At 66.0% G+C, this 16,994-nt stretch carries 23 protein-coding genes; 17 read left to right on the forward strand and 6 right to left on the reverse strand.

Going from position 1 to position 16,994, the window contains the following annotated elements:
- Position 1: 1 nt before the first annotated feature.
- The 3 genes from AC4JJG_RS04220 to AC4JJG_RS04230 form a co-directional block, all read right to left on the reverse strand.
- Positions 2 to 355: a YciI family protein gene (locus tag AC4JJG_RS04220; RefSeq protein ID WP_495399681.1), complete on the reverse strand. Its 354-nt coding sequence runs from the start codon at positions 353 to 355 to the stop codon at positions 2 to 4.
- Positions 356 to 445: 90 nt separating this feature from the next.
- Positions 446 to 1,516 (reverse strand): PQQ-dependent sugar dehydrogenase, encoded by a 1,071-nt coding sequence (locus tag AC4JJG_RS04225; RefSeq protein WP_495399682.1) that lies wholly within the window; start codon positions 1,514 to 1,516, stop codon positions 446 to 448.
- A complete protein-coding gene (locus AC4JJG_RS04230; protein WP_495399683.1) occupies positions 1,495 to 2,109 on the reverse strand; it encodes a DUF4262 domain-containing protein in 615 nt (204 codons plus the stop codon). Before AC4JJG_RS04230 ends, AC4JJG_RS04225 begins: the two co-directional genes overlap by 22 nt.
- Before the next feature lie 78 nt (positions 2,110 to 2,187).
- Here AC4JJG_RS04230 and AC4JJG_RS04235 point away from each other — a divergent pair, with 78 nt between their 5' ends.
- From AC4JJG_RS04235 to map, 10 genes are all read left to right on the forward strand, one after another.
- Positions 2,188 to 2,862, forward strand: a complete 675-nt coding sequence (locus tag AC4JJG_RS04235; RefSeq protein ID WP_495399684.1) for a hypothetical protein — start codon at positions 2,188 to 2,190, stop codon at positions 2,860 to 2,862.
- A gap of 332 nt (positions 2,863 to 3,194) precedes the next feature.
- On the forward strand, positions 3,195 to 3,593 hold the full coding sequence (rpsH, locus tag AC4JJG_RS04240) for a 30S ribosomal protein S8 (RefSeq protein WP_495399685.1): 399 nt from the start codon (positions 3,195 to 3,197) through the stop codon (positions 3,591 to 3,593).
- A 17-nt stretch (positions 3,594 to 3,610) separates the two neighbouring features.
- Positions 3,611 to 4,147, forward strand: coding sequence for a 50S ribosomal protein L6 (gene rplF / locus AC4JJG_RS04245; protein WP_495399686.1), 537 nt, complete (start codon positions 3,611 to 3,613; stop codon positions 4,145 to 4,147).
- Between the two features lie 3 nt (positions 4,148 to 4,150).
- Complete coding sequence (gene rplR, locus AC4JJG_RS04250; protein ID WP_495399687.1) at positions 4,151 to 4,555, forward strand: 50S ribosomal protein L18; 405 nt, start codon at positions 4,151 to 4,153, stop codon at positions 4,553 to 4,555.
- A 46-nt stretch (positions 4,556 to 4,601) separates the two neighbouring features.
- Positions 4,602 to 5,258 (forward strand): 30S ribosomal protein S5, encoded by a 657-nt coding sequence (gene rpsE / locus AC4JJG_RS04255; RefSeq protein ID WP_495399688.1) that lies wholly within the window; start codon positions 4,602 to 4,604, stop codon positions 5,256 to 5,258.
- Positions 5,259 to 5,263: 5 nt separating this feature from the next.
- Complete coding sequence (gene rpmD, locus AC4JJG_RS04260; protein WP_495399689.1) at positions 5,264 to 5,446, forward strand: 50S ribosomal protein L30; 183 nt, start codon at positions 5,264 to 5,266, stop codon at positions 5,444 to 5,446.
- Positions 5,446 to 5,886 carry a 50S ribosomal protein L15 gene (gene rplO, locus AC4JJG_RS04265; RefSeq protein WP_495399690.1) on the forward strand — a complete coding sequence of 147 codons (441 nt, stop codon included), beginning with the start codon at positions 5,446 to 5,448 and terminating at the stop codon, positions 5,884 to 5,886. Before rpmD ends, rplO begins: the two co-directional genes overlap by 1 nt.
- A 253-nt stretch (positions 5,887 to 6,139) precedes the next feature.
- Positions 6,140 to 7,465, forward strand: coding sequence for a preprotein translocase subunit SecY (secY, locus tag AC4JJG_RS04270; RefSeq protein WP_495399691.1), 1,326 nt, complete (start codon positions 6,140 to 6,142; stop codon positions 7,463 to 7,465).
- Entirely contained in the window at positions 7,462 to 8,010 is a 549-nt protein-coding gene (locus AC4JJG_RS04275) for an adenylate kinase (RefSeq protein ID WP_495399692.1), read from the forward strand. The genes secY and AC4JJG_RS04275 overlap by 4 nt, the downstream gene beginning before the upstream one ends.
- Positions 8,011 to 8,020: 10 nt before the next feature.
- Positions 8,021 to 8,815 carry a type I methionyl aminopeptidase gene (map, locus tag AC4JJG_RS04280; RefSeq protein ID WP_495399693.1) on the forward strand — a complete coding sequence of 265 codons (795 nt, stop codon included), beginning with the start codon at positions 8,021 to 8,023 and terminating at the stop codon, positions 8,813 to 8,815.
- Positions 8,816 to 8,817: 2 nt separating this feature from the next.
- On the opposite strand, the gene fdhD is transcribed toward map, so the two are convergent.
- Positions 8,818 to 9,657, reverse strand: coding sequence for a formate dehydrogenase accessory sulfurtransferase FdhD (fdhD, locus tag AC4JJG_RS04285; protein WP_495399694.1), 840 nt, complete (start codon positions 9,655 to 9,657; stop codon positions 8,818 to 8,820).
- Positions 9,658 to 9,894: 237 nt separating this feature from the next.
- Here fdhD and AC4JJG_RS04290 point away from each other — a divergent pair, with 237 nt between their 5' ends.
- The 6 genes from AC4JJG_RS04290 (at position 9,895) to AC4JJG_RS04315 (ending at position 15,399) form a co-directional block, all read left to right on the forward strand.
- Positions 9,895 to 10,524 carry a TetR/AcrR family transcriptional regulator gene (locus AC4JJG_RS04290; RefSeq protein WP_495399695.1) on the forward strand — a complete coding sequence of 210 codons (630 nt, stop codon included), beginning with the start codon at positions 9,895 to 9,897 and terminating at the stop codon, positions 10,522 to 10,524.
- Positions 10,525 to 10,641: 117 nt separating this feature from the next.
- Positions 10,642 to 11,847 (forward strand): lipid-transfer protein, encoded by a 1,206-nt coding sequence (locus AC4JJG_RS04295; RefSeq protein WP_495399696.1) that lies wholly within the window; start codon positions 10,642 to 10,644, stop codon positions 11,845 to 11,847.
- A gap of 41 nt (positions 11,848 to 11,888) precedes the next feature.
- Positions 11,889 to 12,326 carry a type II toxin-antitoxin system Rv0910 family toxin gene (locus tag AC4JJG_RS04300; RefSeq protein WP_495399697.1) on the forward strand — a complete coding sequence of 146 codons (438 nt, stop codon included), beginning with the start codon at positions 11,889 to 11,891 and terminating at the stop codon, positions 12,324 to 12,326.
- A gap of 1 nt (position 12,327) precedes the next feature.
- Positions 12,328 to 13,188 carry a MaoC/PaaZ C-terminal domain-containing protein gene (locus AC4JJG_RS04305; RefSeq protein WP_495399698.1) on the forward strand — a complete coding sequence of 287 codons (861 nt, stop codon included), beginning with the start codon at positions 12,328 to 12,330 and terminating at the stop codon, positions 13,186 to 13,188.
- 46 nt (positions 13,189 to 13,234) lie between these two features.
- Entirely contained in the window at positions 13,235 to 14,131 is an 897-nt protein-coding gene (locus AC4JJG_RS04310) for an SDR family oxidoreductase (protein WP_495399699.1), read from the forward strand.
- A 2-nt stretch (positions 14,132 to 14,133) separates the two neighbouring features.
- Positions 14,134 to 15,399, forward strand: a complete 1,266-nt coding sequence (locus AC4JJG_RS04315) for an acyl-CoA dehydrogenase family protein (RefSeq protein WP_495400470.1) — start codon at positions 14,134 to 14,136, stop codon at positions 15,397 to 15,399.
- 15 nt (positions 15,400 to 15,414) lie between these two features.
- Here the strand turns inward: AC4JJG_RS04315 and dtd are convergent, their stop codons facing one another.
- Both dtd and AC4JJG_RS04325 read right to left on the reverse strand, forming a co-directional pair.
- On the reverse strand, positions 15,415 to 15,867 hold the full coding sequence (gene dtd, locus AC4JJG_RS04320; protein WP_495399700.1) for a D-aminoacyl-tRNA deacylase: 453 nt from the start codon (positions 15,865 to 15,867) through the stop codon (positions 15,415 to 15,417).
- 18 nt (positions 15,868 to 15,885) lie between these two features.
- Positions 15,886 to 16,260 carry a YciI family protein gene (locus tag AC4JJG_RS04325; RefSeq protein ID WP_495399701.1) on the reverse strand — a complete coding sequence of 125 codons (375 nt, stop codon included), beginning with the start codon at positions 16,258 to 16,260 and terminating at the stop codon, positions 15,886 to 15,888.
- Positions 16,261 to 16,395: 135 nt separating this feature from the next.
- On the opposite strand from AC4JJG_RS04325, the gene AC4JJG_RS04330 reads away from it, so the two are divergent.
- On the forward strand, positions 16,396 to 16,950 hold the full coding sequence (locus tag AC4JJG_RS04330) for a DnaJ family domain-containing protein (RefSeq protein WP_495399702.1): 555 nt from the start codon (positions 16,396 to 16,398) through the stop codon (positions 16,948 to 16,950).
- Positions 16,951 to 16,994: the final 44 nt, after the last annotated feature.

The raw sequence follows: 16,994 nt of genomic DNA on the forward strand, positions 1-16,994 counted from the left end.
GTCAGCCGCCCATGCCGACCGGCCGTAGTTCCATGTCGTACGGCGGCAGGAAGCGGAGGACCTCCACCAGCACGTCCAGGCTCGGAACCTCCATCAGGTAGTAGCCGCCCAAACCCTCGTAGGCCTCGGCGAACGGGCCCTCGGTGAGGACGACGTCACCATTGCGGGTGCGCATCGTCGTCGCGGTGGAGCCGTCCTGCAGCGGTTCGCCGGACAGGATCTCCACGCCGTCGCGTGCCTTGCACGCCTCGTCGAATTCGCCGAATCGCTCCAGGAGTTTGCCCTGTTCCTCCTCGGTGAGCTCGGCCCACGGTGGTACGTCGCCGTCGTCGGCCAGCAGCACTACGTATTTCATGATCGGTCCTTTCGTCGGTGGGTGGTCGGTCCTTGCATCGGGGTGACGGGCGAGGTCCGCCGGAATCGACACCGTGGGCCGAAAAAATTCTCACCACGGGGATATCCGGAGAATTCGGTCGTCCTCGCGCGTCGGTTGTCCGCGGCCGTCGGTGTTGCTGGTGCCGACCCACAGCGAGCCGTCGGGTGCGGCGGCGACCGCGCGAAGCCGCCCATGTGTCCCGTCCAGTCGGGAGTTCCGCCGGTCCGACGATCCGTCGGCGATGTCCACCGACCACAGCCGTGTGCCGCGGAGTGCGGCGACATACGCCCGGTCGCCGACGATTGCCAGTCCGGCAGGGGATGCCTCGGCGGTCGTCCACGTGGTGTGCGGTACGACGAACCGGGGATCGTCGGATGCGCCCTCGACGATCGGCCAGCCGTAGTTGCCGCCGGCCCGGATGCGATTGAGTTCGTCGGTGGCATTCGCGCCGAACTCCGTGGCCCACAGCCTGCCGCTACGATCGAACGCCAGACCCTCCACGTTCCGGTGTCCGAAGGAGTACACCTCGTTCCCGAAAGGGTTGTCCGGCCACGGTTTTCCGTCGGGAGTGAGGCGCAGGATCTTCCCGTTGAGGTTCCGGCGGTCCTGTGCGACCCCGGCCTGCGCCGCGTCGCCGACGGCGACGAACAGGCTGCCCGCGCCATCGAAGAGCAGGGCGCCGCCGTGATGGTTGTAGGCGGTGTCCAGGCCGGTCAGGATCGGCCGGGGAGGGCCGAGGCGGGTGCCGTTGAAATCCATTCGGGCAACACGGTTGTCGCGGTCGGTCGTGTAGTAGGCGTACACCGCGGATTCGTCACCCGGCCGCATCGCGAGGCCTTGCAGACCACCCTCGCCCCGGGGCGCCACCCCGGACACATCGCCGACGGTGCGTACGGTGCCGTCGGCGGTGACGCGGACGATGCTCGCGTCATCGCGCTGGGAGACCAGAGCGTCACCGTTGCGCAGGAAGATGATCGCCCACGGCACATTCAGTCCGGTCGCGACGGTCGTGACCCCCGGGGCGTCCGGTGCCCGGCCGGACTGGCCGGATTCGCCGCCCCGTCCCGATTCCGGGGAACACCCGGTCGCCAGTGCCAGCCCGCCGATGAGACCGGCTGTCAGGAATCGTCGGCGGTCCATGCGTCGACACTAGCGTCGGGCGTGATGACTCGCGGGCTCCTCGGTGCACGGTCCGGTAACAGGTCCGGGAATCCCTTGAGCGGCTGGTGCATCGGCAACAGTGAGTATCCCGCCTCCCACGGCAGCCGGTGGTAGTCGTCGGCCCAGATCACCTGTAACGCAGGAGCATCCGGAAAGAGCAGGTTGGCCATCAGCATGTCGTCCTTGTCGAGGGCGTGGATGAGCCGCACCGGTGCCGCCAGGGTCTCCAGCGTGAGCGGGATGCGCCGGTCGACGATCTGCTGCCAGTCGTGGCGCTGCAGCAGGCGCGCCACCTCGTTGAGGATCAACGTGCTCTTCATCTGACGGTGGCCGTAGATCGCGAGTTCCGGGATGCCGGCGAGGGTGAGGCCGGAGGTGTAGGCGAACGGGCATTCCGGAGCCGTGCAGTCCGGCGATGCGCATGTGCAGCTCTCGCCGACCGCGGTGACCTGCCAGCCCCGCTTGCGAATGACGTCGACCGTGCTCCGAACGAACGGGTTGGGATGCCACCGCGGCAGATCGCGCATGGCGTGGCCGGGCCGGGTGGAATCGTGCTGGGCGGGATCGGTCACCGTTCGCTCCTTTGTTCGAATACCGCTCGATGAGACCACGGGGTACCGACAAGCGCCGCGACGAGTAGCGTCGGCGGGATGGTGAAGGTGATCGTCGCGATCTGGGGCGACGGACTCGACGGTCGGCTCGGCGGCGAGAGCCTGCGTGACGTCGTCCGGGCCGCGGGCGCTAATCGCCTGCAGGTCAACATCAGCGACGCCGCGGTGGACGGTGCGATGTGCATCAGTGAACTGGATCCGCCGATCGGGGGAATCGTCATGTTCTGGACCGACGGCGAGCCGAAGCCGGTGCTCGATGCCATCGCCGGTCGGGTGGGCCGGATCGCCGCATGGGAGGTCACCGAGCGCGCGCCACTCGACCCGGAGCTGCCGGGCGACGGCAGCCGCATCGACGCGCTGTCGAACATCGCGTTCCTGCGCCGCCCCGACGATCTGCCGTACGAGGAGTGGAAGAGCATCTGGCTCGACGACCACACTCAGGTCGCGATCGACACCCAGGCCACCTTCGGCTACTACCAGAACGTCGTCGAACGGCCGCTGACCGAGGTCACCCCGCATGTGGACGCCATCGTCGAGGAACTGTTCCCGATGGCGGCGGTCTCCGACATCCACGAGTTCTACGGCAGCGGGGGAGACAAGGCCGAACTCGACGACCGGATGACGAAGATGATCGCCAGCGTCACCCGGTTCGGCGCCGACAAGAATCTCGACGTCGTCCCGACCTCCCGCTACGACCACCGGCCGTTGGCGTAACCGTCACCGCTGCGCCGCCAAAGTCCGCGACACGCCGCCGATCACCCCGCAGCGGTGACGGTTACGCCGACGCAGCCGCTGGGCCACGGCCGCCGATTTGGGTCTGGCCAGCCAATTCCCTACACTAGAACGGTTGCCTACGCCCTGTGGTCATGGCCCGGGGCTGCACAGCACAACCGAATAGTCACCGGTGCCGGCGAAAAGCCAGAGGGCATCGGTGGCGAGAACCTTTTACAACTATCCACTTCGTGGAAGGCCCACCGCAGGTCAGGGACTTTTCCCGGCGACCGGCGCTGTATGGGAACCGCTACGAGAAAGGTTGACGGTCAACCATGACCATGACTGACCCGATCGCAGACTTTCTGACACGTCTGCGCAACGCCAACTCGGCGTATCACGACGAGGTGACCCTCCCGTCGTCGAAGATCAAGGTGAACATCACCGAGATCCTCAAGCGCGAGGGCTACATCACCGACTACCGCGTCGAGGACGCGGAGGTCGGCAAGAACCTCATCGTCACCCTCAAGTACGGCCAGAGCCGCGAGCGCAGCATCGCTGGTCTGCGCCGCGTCTCCAAGCCCGGTCTGCGGGTGTACGCAAAGTCCACCAATCTGCCCAAGGTGCTCGGTGGCCTCGGCGTGGCGATCATCTCCACGTCGTCCGGCCTGCTCACCGATCGTCAGGCAGCCAACCAGGGCGTGGGCGGCGAAGTCCTCGCCTACGTCTGGTGAGGGAGGGGTAGAGAAACATGTCGCGTATTGGCAAGAACCCCATCGAGATTCCGTCCGGCGTCGATGTCGCCATCGAGGGCCAGAACGTCAAGGTCAAGGGCCCCAAGGGTGAGCTGTCCCTGACGGTCACCGAGCCCATCGCCGTGGCCAAGGAGGACAGCAGCATCGTTGTCACCCGGCCGAACGACGAGCGTCGCAACCGCGCCCTCCACGGACTCAACCGCAGCCTGGTGAACAACCTGGTCGTCGGTGTCACGCAGGGCTACACCACGAAGATGGAGATCTTCGGTGTCGGTTACCGCGTGCAGGCCAAGGGCAAGGACCTCGAGTTCGCCCTCGGCTACAGCCATCCCGTGCCGATCGAGGCCCCCGAAGGCATCACCTTCGCCGTGGAGTCCCCGACGAAGTTCTCGGTTTCGGGTATCGACAAGCAGAAGGTCGGCGAGATCTCGGCGAAAATCCGCCGTCTGCGTCGCCCCGACCCCTACAAGGGCAAGGGCATTCGCTACGAGGGTGAGCAGATCCGTCGCAAGGTCGGAAAGACGGGTAAGTAAGCCATGACTGATACAGCAACCACAACTGTCCGCAAGCCGGTCGGCAAGGACATCTCCACGCGTCGCCGCACCGCGACCGGAAATCGTCACTTCCGTCTGCGCAAGAAGATCAACGGCACCCCGGAGCGTCCGCGCCTGGCCGTCAAGCGCAGCTCGCGTCACATCCACGTGCAGCTCATCGACGACCTGGCCGGCAAGACGCTGGCCGCCGCGTCGACGATCGAGGCCGACGTGCGTGCCGCAGGCGGCGACAAGTCCGCGCAGGCCCGCAAGGTCGGCGAACTGATCGCCGCCCGCGCCAAGGCCGCCGGTGTCGACGCCGCCGTGTTCGACCGTGGTGGCAAGGCCTACCACGGACGGATCGCGGCACTGGCCGACGCCGCCCGCGAGGGAGGGCTGAAGTTCTGATGACCATCTACACCAGCTTCACCAACATGACCGGAGGGAACCTCTGATGCCCGGACGTCAGCGTGACGGCGGAAACGGACCCGCCGGAAACGACAACAACGCCGCCAACACCGGTGGCGACCAGCGTGGCGGCGACCGCCGCGGAGGCCGTGGCCGCCGCGACGATCGCGGAGGCCGCGACCGTGAGGACCGCAATCAGCTCGAGCGCGTCGTCGCCATCAACCGTGTCTCCAAGGTGGTCAAGGGTGGACGTCGGTTCTCCTTCACCGCTCTCGTGGTCGTCGGCGACGGCCAGGGCATGGTCGGCGTCGGCTACGGCAAGGCCAAGGAAGTTCCCGCGGCCATCCAGAAGGGCGTCGAAGAGGCTCGCAAGAACTTCTTCCGCGTGCCGCTGATCGCGGGCACCGTGACCCACCCGGTGCAGGGCGAGGCCGCTGCCGGCGTCGTCATGCTGCGCCCGGCCAGCCCCGGTACCGGTGTGATCGCCGGTGGCGCGGTGCGTGCCGTGCTGGAGTGCGCGGGCGTCCACGACGTCCTCGCGAAGAGCCTCGGCAGCGACAACGCGATCAACGTGGTGCACGCCACCGTCGCCGCGCTGAAGATGCTGCAGCGTCCCGAAGAGGTCGCCGCACGTCGTGGTCTGCCGATCGAAGATGTTGCACCCGCGGGCATGTTGCGCGCGCGTGCCGGCCAGGGAGCGTGACACCAATGGCAGAACTCAAGATCACTCAGGTCAAGGGCACCATCGGTACCAAGAAGAACCAGCGTGACAGCCTGCGGACCCTCGGACTGAAGGGCATCCGCAAGACCGTCACCCGCGAGGACACCCCGATCAACCGCGGCCTCATCAACGTGGTTCGTCACCTCGTGACAGTCGAAGAGGTTAAGTAATGACCATCAAACTCCATCATCTTCGCCCCGCTCCGGGGTCGAAGACCGACAAGACCCGTGTGGGTCGCGGCGAGGGGTCGAAGGGCAAGACCGCCGGTCGCGGTACCAAGGGCACCAAGGCACGCAAGAACGTGCCCGCCGCCTTCGAGGGTGGCCAGATGCCGATCCACATGCGGCTGCCGAAGCTCAAGGGCTTCACCAACCGCAACCGGGTCGAGTACCAGGTCGTCAACGTGGGTGACATCGAGAAGCTCTTCCCGAAGGGCGGCACCATCGGCGTCGACGATCTCGTCGCGGCCGGTGCGGTGCGCAAGAACCAGTTGGTCAAGGTGCTCGGCGACGGCGATCTGTCCGTCAAGGTCGACGTGACCGCCAACAAGTTCACGGCTTCGGCCAAGGAGAAGATCGCCGCTGCCGGTGGCAGCGTCACCGAACTGTGAGTCGGTTCGTTCGATGATCTCCGGCCGGGACGGCAGCATCGCTGCCGCCCGGCCGTCTCATCGTGTCGTCTCCAATCGCTCTGCCGCCATCGGAGAGTCGGACATGGTCGTGCGCGACGCGTCCGCCCCAACCAGCCCCGATGGCCTGACTGTTACAGTTCATCCTGTTGTCTTTGACGCTTCGATCACCGTCGACTGCCGAGCACGCCGGGGGACTCGAGTCCTCGCGCGTGGTGGTTCCTAGGAGGAGTCAGTGTTTTCCCCGCTCGTAGCGGCCTTCAGGACGCCTGATCTGAGGAAGAAGATCTTCTTCGTCATCGGCATCGTCGTCCTGTACCGCCTGGGTGCGACGATCCCGTCGCCCGGCGTCGACTACAAAGCCGTGCACGGCTGCCTCGAAGAGGTGTCGCGTGGCGATTCCGCGAACATCTACTCACTGATCAGCCTGTTCTCCGGCGGCGCGCTCCTGCAGCTGTCGGTGTTCGCGCTCGGCATCATGCCGTACATCACGGCCAGCATCATCGTCCAGCTGCTCACCGTGGTCATCCCGCGCTTCGAGGAGCTGCGCAAGGAAGGCCAGTCCGGCCAGGCCAAGATGACGCAGTACACGCGCTACCTCACGGTCGCGCTGGCTCTGCTCCAGGCCACCGGCATCGTCGCGCTCGCCGATCGTGGACAGCTGCTCCAGGACTGCTCGCAGGCCACCGAGATCCTGCACGACCAGTCGATCTTCGGTCTCGCGATTCTCGTGCTCGTGATGACCGCGGGCGCCTGTGTCGTCATGTGGATGGGTGAGCTGATCACCGAGCGCGGTGTCGGCAACGGCATGTCGCTGCTCATTCTCGCCGGTATCGCCGCGCGCATCCCGGCCGAGGGCAAGAACATTCTCGACACCCGTGGCGCCCTGGTGTTCGCACTGGTGTGTGTCGCCGCTCTGGTGATCGTCGCGGGCGTGGTCTTCATCGAGCAGGGCCAGCGCCGTATCCCGGTGCAGTACGCCAAGCGCATGGTCGGCCGAAAGATGTACGGCGGTTCGTCGACCTACCTGCCGCTGAAGGTGAACCAGGCCGGCGTCATCCCGGTCATCTTCGCCTCGTCGCTGCTGTACCTGCCGCAGCTGATCCTGCAGTTGACACAGGGCCAGGAGGGCATGCAGTCGGGCTGGCAGCGCTGGGTCAGCCAGAACCTGACCGATCCGGGCCACTGGGTGTACATCCTGGTCTACTTCGCGATGATCATCTTCTTCACCTACTTCTATGTGGCGGTGACCTTCAACCCGGAGGAACGAGCCGACGACATGAAGAAGTACGGCGGCTTCATCCCGGGTATCCGTCCCGGACAGCCGACGGCCGACTATCTCGGCTATGTCCTGAGCCGTATCACGCTGCCCGGCTCCATCTACCTCGGTACGATCGCAGTGTTGCCGAACCTCTTCCTGGAGATCGGCAACAGTGGCGGTGTGCAGAACCTGCCATTCGGGGGCACGGCCGTCCTGATCATGGTCGGCGTGGGTCTGGACACGATGAAGCAGATCAACAGCCAGTTGATGCAACGTAAATATGAAGGATTCCTCAAGTGAGACTCGTGATTCTCGGCCCCCCCGGAGCCGGCAAGGGCACCCAGGCCGAACTGCTGTCCGAAGCACTCGGCATCCCGCACATCTCGACCGGTGACCTGTTTCGTGCCAACATCTCCCAGGGCACGGCGGTCGGAGTCGAGGCGAAGCGGTACCTCGACGCCGGCGACCTGGTGCCGTCGGAGATCACGGTCGACATGGTGCGTGCGCGCGTCGCCGAGCCCGATGCGTCGAAGGGCTTCATCCTCGACGGCTTCCCTCGGTCGACCGAGCAGGCCGACGCTCTGAAGGACATCCTCGCCAAGCTCGACGCGACGCTCGACAAGGTGCTGTCGTTCGTCGTCGACACCGATGTGGTGGTCGAGCGGATGCTCGCCCGTGGTCGTGCCGACGACAACGAGGAGACCATCCGTAACCGCATGGCGGTGTACGAGCGGGAGACCGCCCCGTTGCTCGCGTACTACGGCGACCAGGTGACCACCATCGACGCCGTCGGTGACGTCGCCGAGGTTCATCAGCGGGTGCTGCGCGCGCTCGATAACGCCTGAGTTCTTCTTCATGGGTTTTCGTAAGCCGAAACCGGTGCCCTTCAAGAGCGCCGGTGAGCTCGATGCGATGGCGGCGGCGGGCGCGATCGTCGGGGCCGCGCTGGTCGCGGTCCGGAACGCGGCCGCACCCGGTGTCACCACGCTGGATCTCGACGAGGTGGCCGAGACGGTTATCCGCGAGGCCGGTGCGGTGCCGTCGTTCAAGGGCTACAACGGCTTTCCGGGATCGATCTGTTCGTCGGTCAACGACGTCGTCGTGCACGGCATCCCGTCTGCCGATGTGGTGCTGGCCGAGGGCGATCTGGTGTCCATCGACTGCGGTGCCATCCTCGACGGCTGGCACGGTGACTCGGCGTGGACCTTTGGTGTGGGGGAGCTGTCGACGGCCGATACCGAACTCTCCGAGGCCACCCGGCTGTCGATGGAGGCCGGTATCGCGGCCATGGTCGACGGAAACCGGCTCACCGACATCTCCCACGCCATCGAGCTGGGAACCCGTGCGGCCGAGGAGAAATTCGGCAGGTCGTTCGGCATCGTGTCCGGCTACGGCGGTCACGGCATCGGACGCCAGATGCACATGGAGCCGTTCCTCGCGAACGAGGGACGGCCGAATCGGGGACCGCTGCTCGTCGTCGGCTCCACCCTGGCCATCGAACCGATGCTGACGCTCGGTACCACCGAAACCAGTGTGCTCGATGACGACTGGACCGTCGTCACCGACGACAATTCCCGTGCCGCACACTGGGAGCACACCGTCGCCGTGACGGCGGACGGCCCGCGAATCCTGACGCAGCGACCTGCCTGAACCTACGAGGCCGGAAGACTGATGCGGTCGGGGCGCGTATAGACGACCATCGACTCGCCGCGAACGAATCCGGCGAGCGTGATGCCCCGCTCCTCGGCGAGGTCGGCGGCCAGCGACGAGGGCGCGGAGACCGCTGACAGCATCGGGATGCCTGCCATCGCGGCCTTCTGGACGAGTTCGTAGCTCGCGCGTCCGGACACCTGAAGAACGCAGTGCCGCAAGGGAAGTCGATCAGCGAGCACGGCCCAGCCGATCACCTTGTCCACGGCGTTGTGCCGTCCGACGTCCTCACGGATGACCAGAGCGTCGCCGGTCGGACCGTCGAAGAGTGCAGCCGCATGCAGCCCGCCGGTCTTCTCGAACACCGCCTGACGCTCCCGGAGGCGGTCCGGAAAGCCGAGCACCTCTTCGGCCGGGATGGTCAGATCGTCGTCGGCGGTGTCGAACTGTGAGCGGGTGGCGACCGCATCGATGCTGTCCTTGCCGCAGATCCCGCACGCGCTGGTGATCGGGTTGCTGCGGGCGGCGGCGCCGTCCGGCACGACGACGCCGTCGGCGAGAGTCATGTCCAGCACGTTGTAGGTGTTGGCGCCCTGATCGTCGGTGCCCGCGCAGTAGCGGCCGGTCACCACGTCCTGGGCGCGGGTGATGACTCCCTCCGAGACGAGATACCCGGCGGCGAGTTCGATGTCGTTGCCGGGGGTGCGCATCGTGACGGCGAGTGGTGAGCCGTTCACCCGTATCTCCAGCGGCTCCTCGGCCGCAAGGACGTCGGGGCGTTCGCCGACCGGCGCCCCGAGTTTGATGCGAGTCACACGCCGCCGTGCGGTGATGCGTCCCATGTCTCCACCGTAACCGGATTGTCCGGGCGATGTTCGCCGACCTCGGCGAATGTCGGATTTCGCATGTCGCGGAACACGCTCCCGCCGCTGGACCGGGACACGGGGCGCGCGTGGCGGCGCGCCGACGGCGAATCGTCCCGGCCGGTGCCGAGTTGTCCACGGCCGCAACGAAGTCCCTGCGGGCGGCGCAATGCGACATCTGCGACGTGTGCGGCATCGGGAATGTATGCTGCGCGAATGGCACTCGGATCGTCGCGGCCCCGGCGCACGCAGGAGCAGCGGAGCGCCGAAACGCGGGCGAAGTTGCTCGACGCCACCATCGCCTGCCTCGTCGAGTACGGCTATGGGGGAACCACCACTCCGCGCGTCGCGGAGAAGGCCGGCGTGACACGAGGCGCTCAACTGCATCACTTCGGGTCGAAGGCGGATCTGGTGACCGCCGCCGTCGAGTATCTGGCGAAGAAGCGGACCGACGAGGCCGTCGCGGAGTTCGGGAAGATCGCCGAGTCCGGTGATCTGCTGTCGCAGGGATTGGATCTGCTGTGGCAGATGCATCTGGGGCCGACGTTCGTCGCCACCGTCGAACTGTGGGTGGCCGCCCGCACCGACCCGGCGCTGGCCGGGCAGATCGATCTCGTGGAACCCGTCGTCAACGAGAACCTGCAGGCCTTCAGCTCGATGCTGCCCGATGCCGATCCGCGGGATGTCCGCGACTTCGTGTACACCGCCATGGATGCCATCCGCGGAGTACTCCTGAGCGCCTATGCGGATCCGGATTTCCGGCGCCGGGATCGTCAGTGGCGCCGGGTCAAGCGGCAGCTGCTGCAACTCGCTGAGCTGCAATTCCGTTCGTCCCCGGCTTCCTAGCTCTCGCACGAGGGCTCCTGTCGAATGATCGGGGCGACTTCGGCTCGGGTATTTACAAACATGCATGCCTGTATGTAAGAAGGTGGCACGCGGTAATGACCAGTGGGAGGAGTGCACGTGGCACGCAAGGTCTACGTCATCGGCGTGGGGATGACGAAATTTGAGAAGCCCGGACGGCGGACCAATGACGACGGCACGCCCTGGGACTATCCGGACATGGCCCGCGAGTCGGGCACGAACGCCCTCACCGACGCGGGGATCGACTACCGCGACGTCGAACAGGCCTACGTCGGCTACGTCTACGGTGAGTCGACCTCCGGGCAGCGAGCCGTCTACGAACTGGGGATGACCGGCATCCCGGTGGTCAACGTGAACAACAACTGTTCCACCGGATCGACCGCGCTCTACCTTGCGGCACAGGCGATTCGGGGTGGCCTTGCCGAGTGTGCACTGGCGCTGGGCTTCGAGAAGATGAAACCCGGCTCGCTGGAATCGACCTACGACGACCGTGCGCAGCCCATGGAGAAGCACCTCATGGCGCTCGCCGAGATCAGTGAGGTGCTCTTCCCGCCCGCGCCCTGGATGTTCGGGGCCGCCGGCCGTGAGCACATGAAGGAATACGGCACCACGGCAGAGCATTTCGCGAAGATCGGCCTGAAGAATCATCGGCATTCGGTGAACAATCCGTATGCCCAGTTCCAGGACGAATACAGTCTCGACGACATCCTCGGCTCACGGATGATCTACGACCCGCTCACCAAACTGCAGTGTTCGCCGACCTCCGACGGCTCGGCCGCGGCGATCCTGGCCTCCGAGGACTACGTCGATGCGCACGGTCTCGCCGGGCAGGCGACCGAGATCGTCGGACAGGCGATGACCACCGACTTCGAGTCGACCTTCGACGGAACCTGCAAGGGCATCATCGGCCATCACATGAACGAGGCGGCCGCCCGGTCGGTGTACGACCAGAGCGGTCTGGGGCCGGAGGATTTTCAGGTCATCGAACTGCACGACTGCTTCTCGGCCAACGAACTTCTCCTCTACGAGGCGCTCGGCCTGTGCGACGCGGGTGAGGCGGGCAAGCTGATCGACAACGGGGACACCACATATGGCGGGCGCTGGGTCGTCAACCCCTCCGGCGGTCTCATCTCCAAGGGACATCCGCTCGGCGCCACCGGCCTCGCCCAGTGCGCCGAGATGAACTGGCAACTGCGCGGAACCGCGGACAAACGTCAGGTCGACGGCGTCACCGCCGCACTCGCCCACAACATCGGACTGGGTGGGGCGGCCGTCGTCACCGCCTACCAGCGCGCCGATCGCTGAACCACGCCATCACACCGATCACTCGAGAGATAGGAAACATCATGGGACACATCGACTCTCGCAAGACCCTGAACGCATCGCCGGACGCCGTGTGGGCGATCATCTCCGACCCGGCGACCTGGGGGGACTGGTTCACCATTCATGCCGGGTGGCTGGAGGAGCCGCCGAGCACGATCTCGGCGGGTTCCCGCCTGGTGGAGAAGATCGTGATGCTCGGCATGGCGAACAAGATCGAGTGGACGGTCGACGAGGTGGTGGAACCCCGGAAGGTCGCCATGTCGGGCACCGGGATGGCGGGCGTCAAGGTGTCGTTCTCGTTCAACCTGGAGCCGGCGGACGACGGCGGCAGCGTATTCGCGGTGGAGGGCGACTTCGAGGGTGCCCTCATCAAGGGGGCTCTCGGCAAGGCCGTCGAGAAGGACTTCACCAAGCAGCTCGCCGACACCACCGAGAAGCTCGATTCGCTTGCGGCGGTCTGAGATGACCACGACGTCCGCCATGAACGACGAGGCAATCGGCGAGTGGGCGGAGCCGGAGACCTTCGAGGTGACCGCCGAGCGTATCGCCGAATACGCCGCCGCCACCAACGATCCCATCCGCGCGCATCTCGACGGTGCGATCGCACCGCCCGTGTTCGCGATCGTCCCGGCCTTCGACGCCCTGATGTCGCCTGCGGTCGATGTGGTGCCGATCGAGATCTTCGGGCGGATCGTGCACGGCGAGCAGGACTTTCATTTCCATCGGCCGATCAGGCCGGGTGATCGGCTCATCTCGCGCGCCCGTGTCATCGGCTACGACACGGTGGAGTCCGGTACACGCGTCTCGATTCACCTGGAGACGCGGGCCGCCGACGACGAGCTCGTCAACGAACAGTTCATCGTCGGCTTCTTCCGCGGCTATGACGCCGGAGGCGAGGTCGGGGACCGGGCTCCGGCGCATTCTCTTGACGCAGCCCTGCGCGAGCGGGCACCGGATGCGACGGTCGCACAGCACGTCGACGACGATCAGACCTTCCGGTACGCACCGGCATCCGGTGATCCGATGCCGATCCATCTCGACGAGGAGGTCGCGAGGGACGCGGGTCTTCCGGGCATCATCGCGCACGGATTGTGCACCATGGCATTCACGTCGTGGGCGGTGCTCACCGAGGTCGCGGGGTCGGATGTGCACCGTCTCAAGCGATTCGCGGTGCGCTTCTCGAAGATGGTGCTGCCCGGGGACGATTTCGAGACCCGTATCTGGAAGGCCGGCACCGGAGAGGGCACCACCGAGTACGCCTTCGAGGCGGTGCGTGGCGCGGACTCGGTGATCACCGACGGTCTGGCCGTCGTCGCCGACTGACATTCATTCACCCACAGACACTTTCAGCGCAGGGAGGAACCAGATCATGGGAGAACTGGACGGGCGGGTCGCCGTCATCACCGGAGCGGGACGGGGGATCGGCCGCGAGCATGCGCTGCTGTTCGCCCGGGAGGGGGCCGCGGTCGTCGTCAACGACGTCGGCGGCAGCAACTCGGGCGAAGGACAGGACGCGACGCCGGCGCAGGAGGTCGTCGACGAGATCGTCGCGGGTGGGGGAAAGGCCGTCGTCAACACCGACGACATCTCCTCGTGGGCCGGTGCCGAGGCGCTGATCGCGCAGGCCGTCGAGGCCTTTGGCGGGCTCGACGTCGTGGTCAACAACGCAGGTATTCTGCGCGATTCCTTCATCGCGGGTATGGAGGAGGACCAGTGGGACGCGGTGATCGCCGTACATCTGAAAGGCCATGCGGCCGTGCTGCATCATGCCGCCGCGTACTGGAAGGCGCAGTCCAAGGCGGGCAATCAGCCCAATGCCGCCGTGATCAACACGGCGTCCGCGTCGGGTACCACCGTGCCGCAGGCGGGACAGACGAATTATGGTGCGGCGAAGGCGGGTATCGCCGCACTGACCCAGGTGGCCGCCGCCGAACTCGATCGATACGGGGTACGGGTCAACGCCATCGCACCCATCGCGCGGACCCGGCTCACCCTGGCCACCCCGGGTATGGGCGCCATCTTCGCCGAAGAGGTTCCCGAGGGAGAGTTCGACGCGTTCAGCCCCGCCAACATCTCGCCGCTGGTGGCGTACCTGGCCACCGAGGACTGCCCGCTCACCGGGCAGGTCTTCGCGGTGCAGGGAGGCGCCATCTCGACGCTCGCGGGATGGCATGACATCAAGACCATCGAATCCGAAGGTGCCTGGGAGATCGGTGACATCGCCGAGCGGCTGCCGGACGACGTGCGCCTGGCCAGGAGGGCATGACCATGATCGAGTGGTCCGAGACCGATCTGATGATGCGGGACGCCATGCGGGAGTTCATCGATCGTGAGGTGCGCCCGTACCTCGACGAACTCGAGAGCGGCACCATCACCCCGTATCCCATCCTTCGGAAGCTCTTCGCCGACTTCGGCCTCGACGCCATGGCCGCCGAGGCGGTCAAGGGCTATCTGGAGAAGAAGCGCGCCCGTGCGGAATCGGTTGCGGGGGAAGGCGCGTCGGATACCTCGGAGAAGAAGCCCGGTGGGTTGGGAGAGATGGCCGGACAGGTGCCGATGGCGGTCCTGATGGTCAGTGAACTCGCCGGGTTGAGTCTCGGCATGGTCGCATCGGTCGGGGTGAGTCTCGGGCTCGGTGCCGCCACCATCGCCTCCCGCGGGACTCTGGCGCAGCAGGAACGCTGGCTGCCCGAGTTGGTCACCATGGAGAAGGTGGCGGCGTGGGCGATCACCGAACCCGACAGCGGCTCGGATGCCTTCGGCGGTATGACGACCTACGTGAAACGCGACGGCGAGGACTATATCCTCAACGGCCGCAAGACCTTCATCACCAACGGGCCCAACGCCGACACCATCGTCGTCTACGCCAAACTCGCCGACGACTCGGTGGCGGACCCGCGCGACCGGAAGGTGCTGACCTTCGTGCTGGACTCCGGCATGCCGGGGCTGACGCAGGGCAAGGCGTTCAAGAAGATGGGCATGATGTCGTCGCCCACCGGGGAACTGACCTTCGACGATGTGCGCTTGACGCCGGACCGGTTGCTCGGCGAGACCGAACAGCACTCCGGTGGCGATGGCCGGGACAGTGCGCGAGCCAATTTCGTGGCCGAACGCGTGGGAGTCGCGGTGCTCGCCCTCGGCATCATCAACGAATGTCTGCGGGTATCACTGGATTACGCGCAGAACCGCACGCTGTGGGGACAGGAGATCGCACGCTTCCAGCTGATCCAGCTGAAGCTCGCCCAGATGGAGGTGGCGCGACTCAACGTGCAGAACATGGTCTTCCAGTCGCTCGAGGGCATCACACAGGGCAAGCTGCCGACGCTCGCGGAGGCGTCGGCGATGAAACTCTATGCGTCGCAGGCGGCCACCGACGTCGCCATGGAGGCGGTGCAGTTGTTCGGCGGCAACGGTTACATGGCCGAGTACCGGGTCGAGCAGCTGGCCCGGGATGCCAAGTCGCTCATGATCTATGCGGGCAGCAACGAGATCCAGGTGACCCATATCGCGAAGGGATTGCTGACCGGCGCGTGATGGGGATCGGCAGGGTCAGACGTCGAGGACGAGCGTCACCGGTCCGTCGTTGACGAGGGACACCTCCATCTGCGCGCCGAAGACCCCGGTCGCGACGGTGGCGCCGGCCGCTCGCAGCGCTGTCACCACGGCATCGACGAGAGGTTCGGCGACGGGACCGGGAGCGGCCGCGTTCCAGGACGGGCGACGGCCCTTCGAGGTGTTCGCGTAGAGAGTGAACTGACTGATCACCATGATCGGTGCGTCGACGTCGGAGGCCGACACCTGCTTGGTGTCGCCGGAGCCGTCGAGGATGCGCAGCCGCCAGATCTTGTCGGCCAGCGTCGCCGCCTGTTCCGGGCCGTCGTCGTGGGTGACGCCGATCAGGGCGACGATGCCCTGACCGCCATCGCCCGGTTCGACCGCGCCGACGACCTGCCCGTCCACCGACACCGACGCCTCTGTGACCCGCTGTATCACTGCACGCATCCCACCAGGATGCCAGTGTCAGTCCGGTGCTTCTTGGAGGGCGCGTACCTCTATGCGTGATCGAAGTGCGGCCGACGCCTGTTCTGCCCAGGTGACGGCGGCGGTCGTGTCGGTCGCGTTGATGATCCAGAATCCGCCGACGTATTCGGTTGCCTCGACGAACGGGGCGGCGGTGTGTGTCGGAACGTCACCGGTCGCGTCGACCGTGATGGCGGTGGAGGGTGGATGCAGTCCGCCCGCGGTGACGAAGGCGTCAGCTGCGACGAGGTCGCTGTTGAACCTCTCGACGGCAGCCATGACGTTCTCGAGTTCGGCGGGATCCATCTCCTGCATCGAATCCATCGTCGGTTCGTCGGTGGCGTCATGCGGCAGGGTCAAAAAGTACTGCGGCACTATGACTCTCCTTCATTCAGGTGGTCGAGGAAGTCCGGTGTGGCGATCGGTCGGGTCGACAGGGGAACCTTCTTTGGCAATACGTATGACATAATACAAGTGACTTGAATAGATCCGCTACCGGGAGCGCCGATCATGAGCGACCACGAACTGCCCCTCGCATTCGTCAACCCCTCTGCTTTCGCGTTCGACTCCGAGACGGCGATCGCCCTGCTCGCCGACATGCATATCCGGAAGGCGATCGAACGGGGCGACTTCGACGACCTCCCCGGCAGTGGTGAGCCGCTCGACCTGTCCGACGCCGATGACCCGGACTGGTGGCTCAAGCGATTCATGAAGCGAGAGGGGATCGTGTTCCTGCCGCCGTCGATCCAGTTGCGCAAGGACGACGCAGCACTCGACGAACTGCTCGATCAGTTGCCGAACGAGAAGGCGGTTCGGGAGGAGGTCGCCCAGTTCAACGAACGGGTGATGCATGCTCGTCTCCAACTGCCCGCGGGGCCGCCGCTGATCACCATGCCACGTGACGTCGAGGTCACCGTGGCGGCGTGGGCGGAGCGCCGCGCGGCCCGATCGGCGGAAGCGCGCAGCAGGAAGCAGGACGACACCGGTGCGGAGAAGCATGCTCGCCGAGGCATTTTCGGTAGATCGGGTCGTCGCGGACGGCGTCGGTCGACCGACGGTCGCTGATCGTGGGCCCCGCGAGCACGGGCGGGTCCGGCGTATCCAGATCG

The organism is Gordonia sp. B8661-1 (genome assembly GCF_059427765.1).

Coding starts and splice junctions, on each gene's coding strand:
- AC4JJG_RS04290 (WP_495399695.1), top strand. CDS start 9,895: ATGGCACTCGGATCGTCGCGGCCCCGGCGCACGCAGGAGCAGCGGAGC.
- AC4JJG_RS04300 (WP_495399697.1), top strand. CDS start 11,889: ATGGGACACATCGACTCTCGCAAGACCCTGAACGCATCGCCGGACGCC.
- AC4JJG_RS04220 (WP_495399681.1), bottom strand. CDS start 355: ATGAAATACGTAGTGCTGCTGGCCGACGACGGCGACGTACCACCGTGG.
- map (WP_495399693.1), top strand. CDS start 8,021: ATGGGTTTTCGTAAGCCGAAACCGGTGCCCTTCAAGAGCGCCGGTGAG.
- AC4JJG_RS04235 (WP_495399684.1), top strand. CDS start 2,188: ATGGTGAAGGTGATCGTCGCGATCTGGGGCGACGGACTCGACGGTCGG.
- rpsH (WP_495399685.1), top strand. CDS start 3,195: ATGACCATGACTGACCCGATCGCAGACTTTCTGACACGTCTGCGCAAC.
- fdhD (WP_495399694.1), bottom strand. CDS start 9,657: ATGGGACGCATCACCGCACGGCGGCGTGTGACTCGCATCAAACTCGGG.
- rplF (WP_495399686.1), top strand. CDS start 3,611: ATGTCGCGTATTGGCAAGAACCCCATCGAGATTCCGTCCGGCGTCGAT.
- rpmD (WP_495399689.1), top strand. CDS start 5,264: ATGGCAGAACTCAAGATCACTCAGGTCAAGGGCACCATCGGTACCAAG.
- rplR (WP_495399687.1), top strand. CDS start 4,151: ATGACTGATACAGCAACCACAACTGTCCGCAAGCCGGTCGGCAAGGAC.
- AC4JJG_RS04225 (WP_495399682.1), bottom strand. CDS start 1,516: ATGGACCGCCGACGATTCCTGACAGCCGGTCTCATCGGCGGGCTGGCA.
- AC4JJG_RS04330 (WP_495399702.1), top strand. CDS start 16,396: ATGAGCGACCACGAACTGCCCCTCGCATTCGTCAACCCCTCTGCTTTC.
- AC4JJG_RS04310 (WP_495399699.1), top strand. CDS start 13,235: ATGGGAGAACTGGACGGGCGGGTCGCCGTCATCACCGGAGCGGGACGG.
- rpsE (WP_495399688.1), top strand. CDS start 4,602: ATGCCCGGACGTCAGCGTGACGGCGGAAACGGACCCGCCGGAAACGAC.
- AC4JJG_RS04315 (WP_495400470.1), top strand. CDS start 14,134: ATGATCGAGTGGTCCGAGACCGATCTGATGATGCGGGACGCCATGCGG.
- dtd (WP_495399700.1), bottom strand. CDS start 15,867: ATGCGTGCAGTGATACAGCGGGTCACAGAGGCGTCGGTGTCGGTGGAC.
- rplO (WP_495399690.1), top strand. CDS start 5,446: ATGACCATCAAACTCCATCATCTTCGCCCCGCTCCGGGGTCGAAGACC.
- AC4JJG_RS04305 (WP_495399698.1), top strand. CDS start 12,328: ATGACCACGACGTCCGCCATGAACGACGAGGCAATCGGCGAGTGGGCG.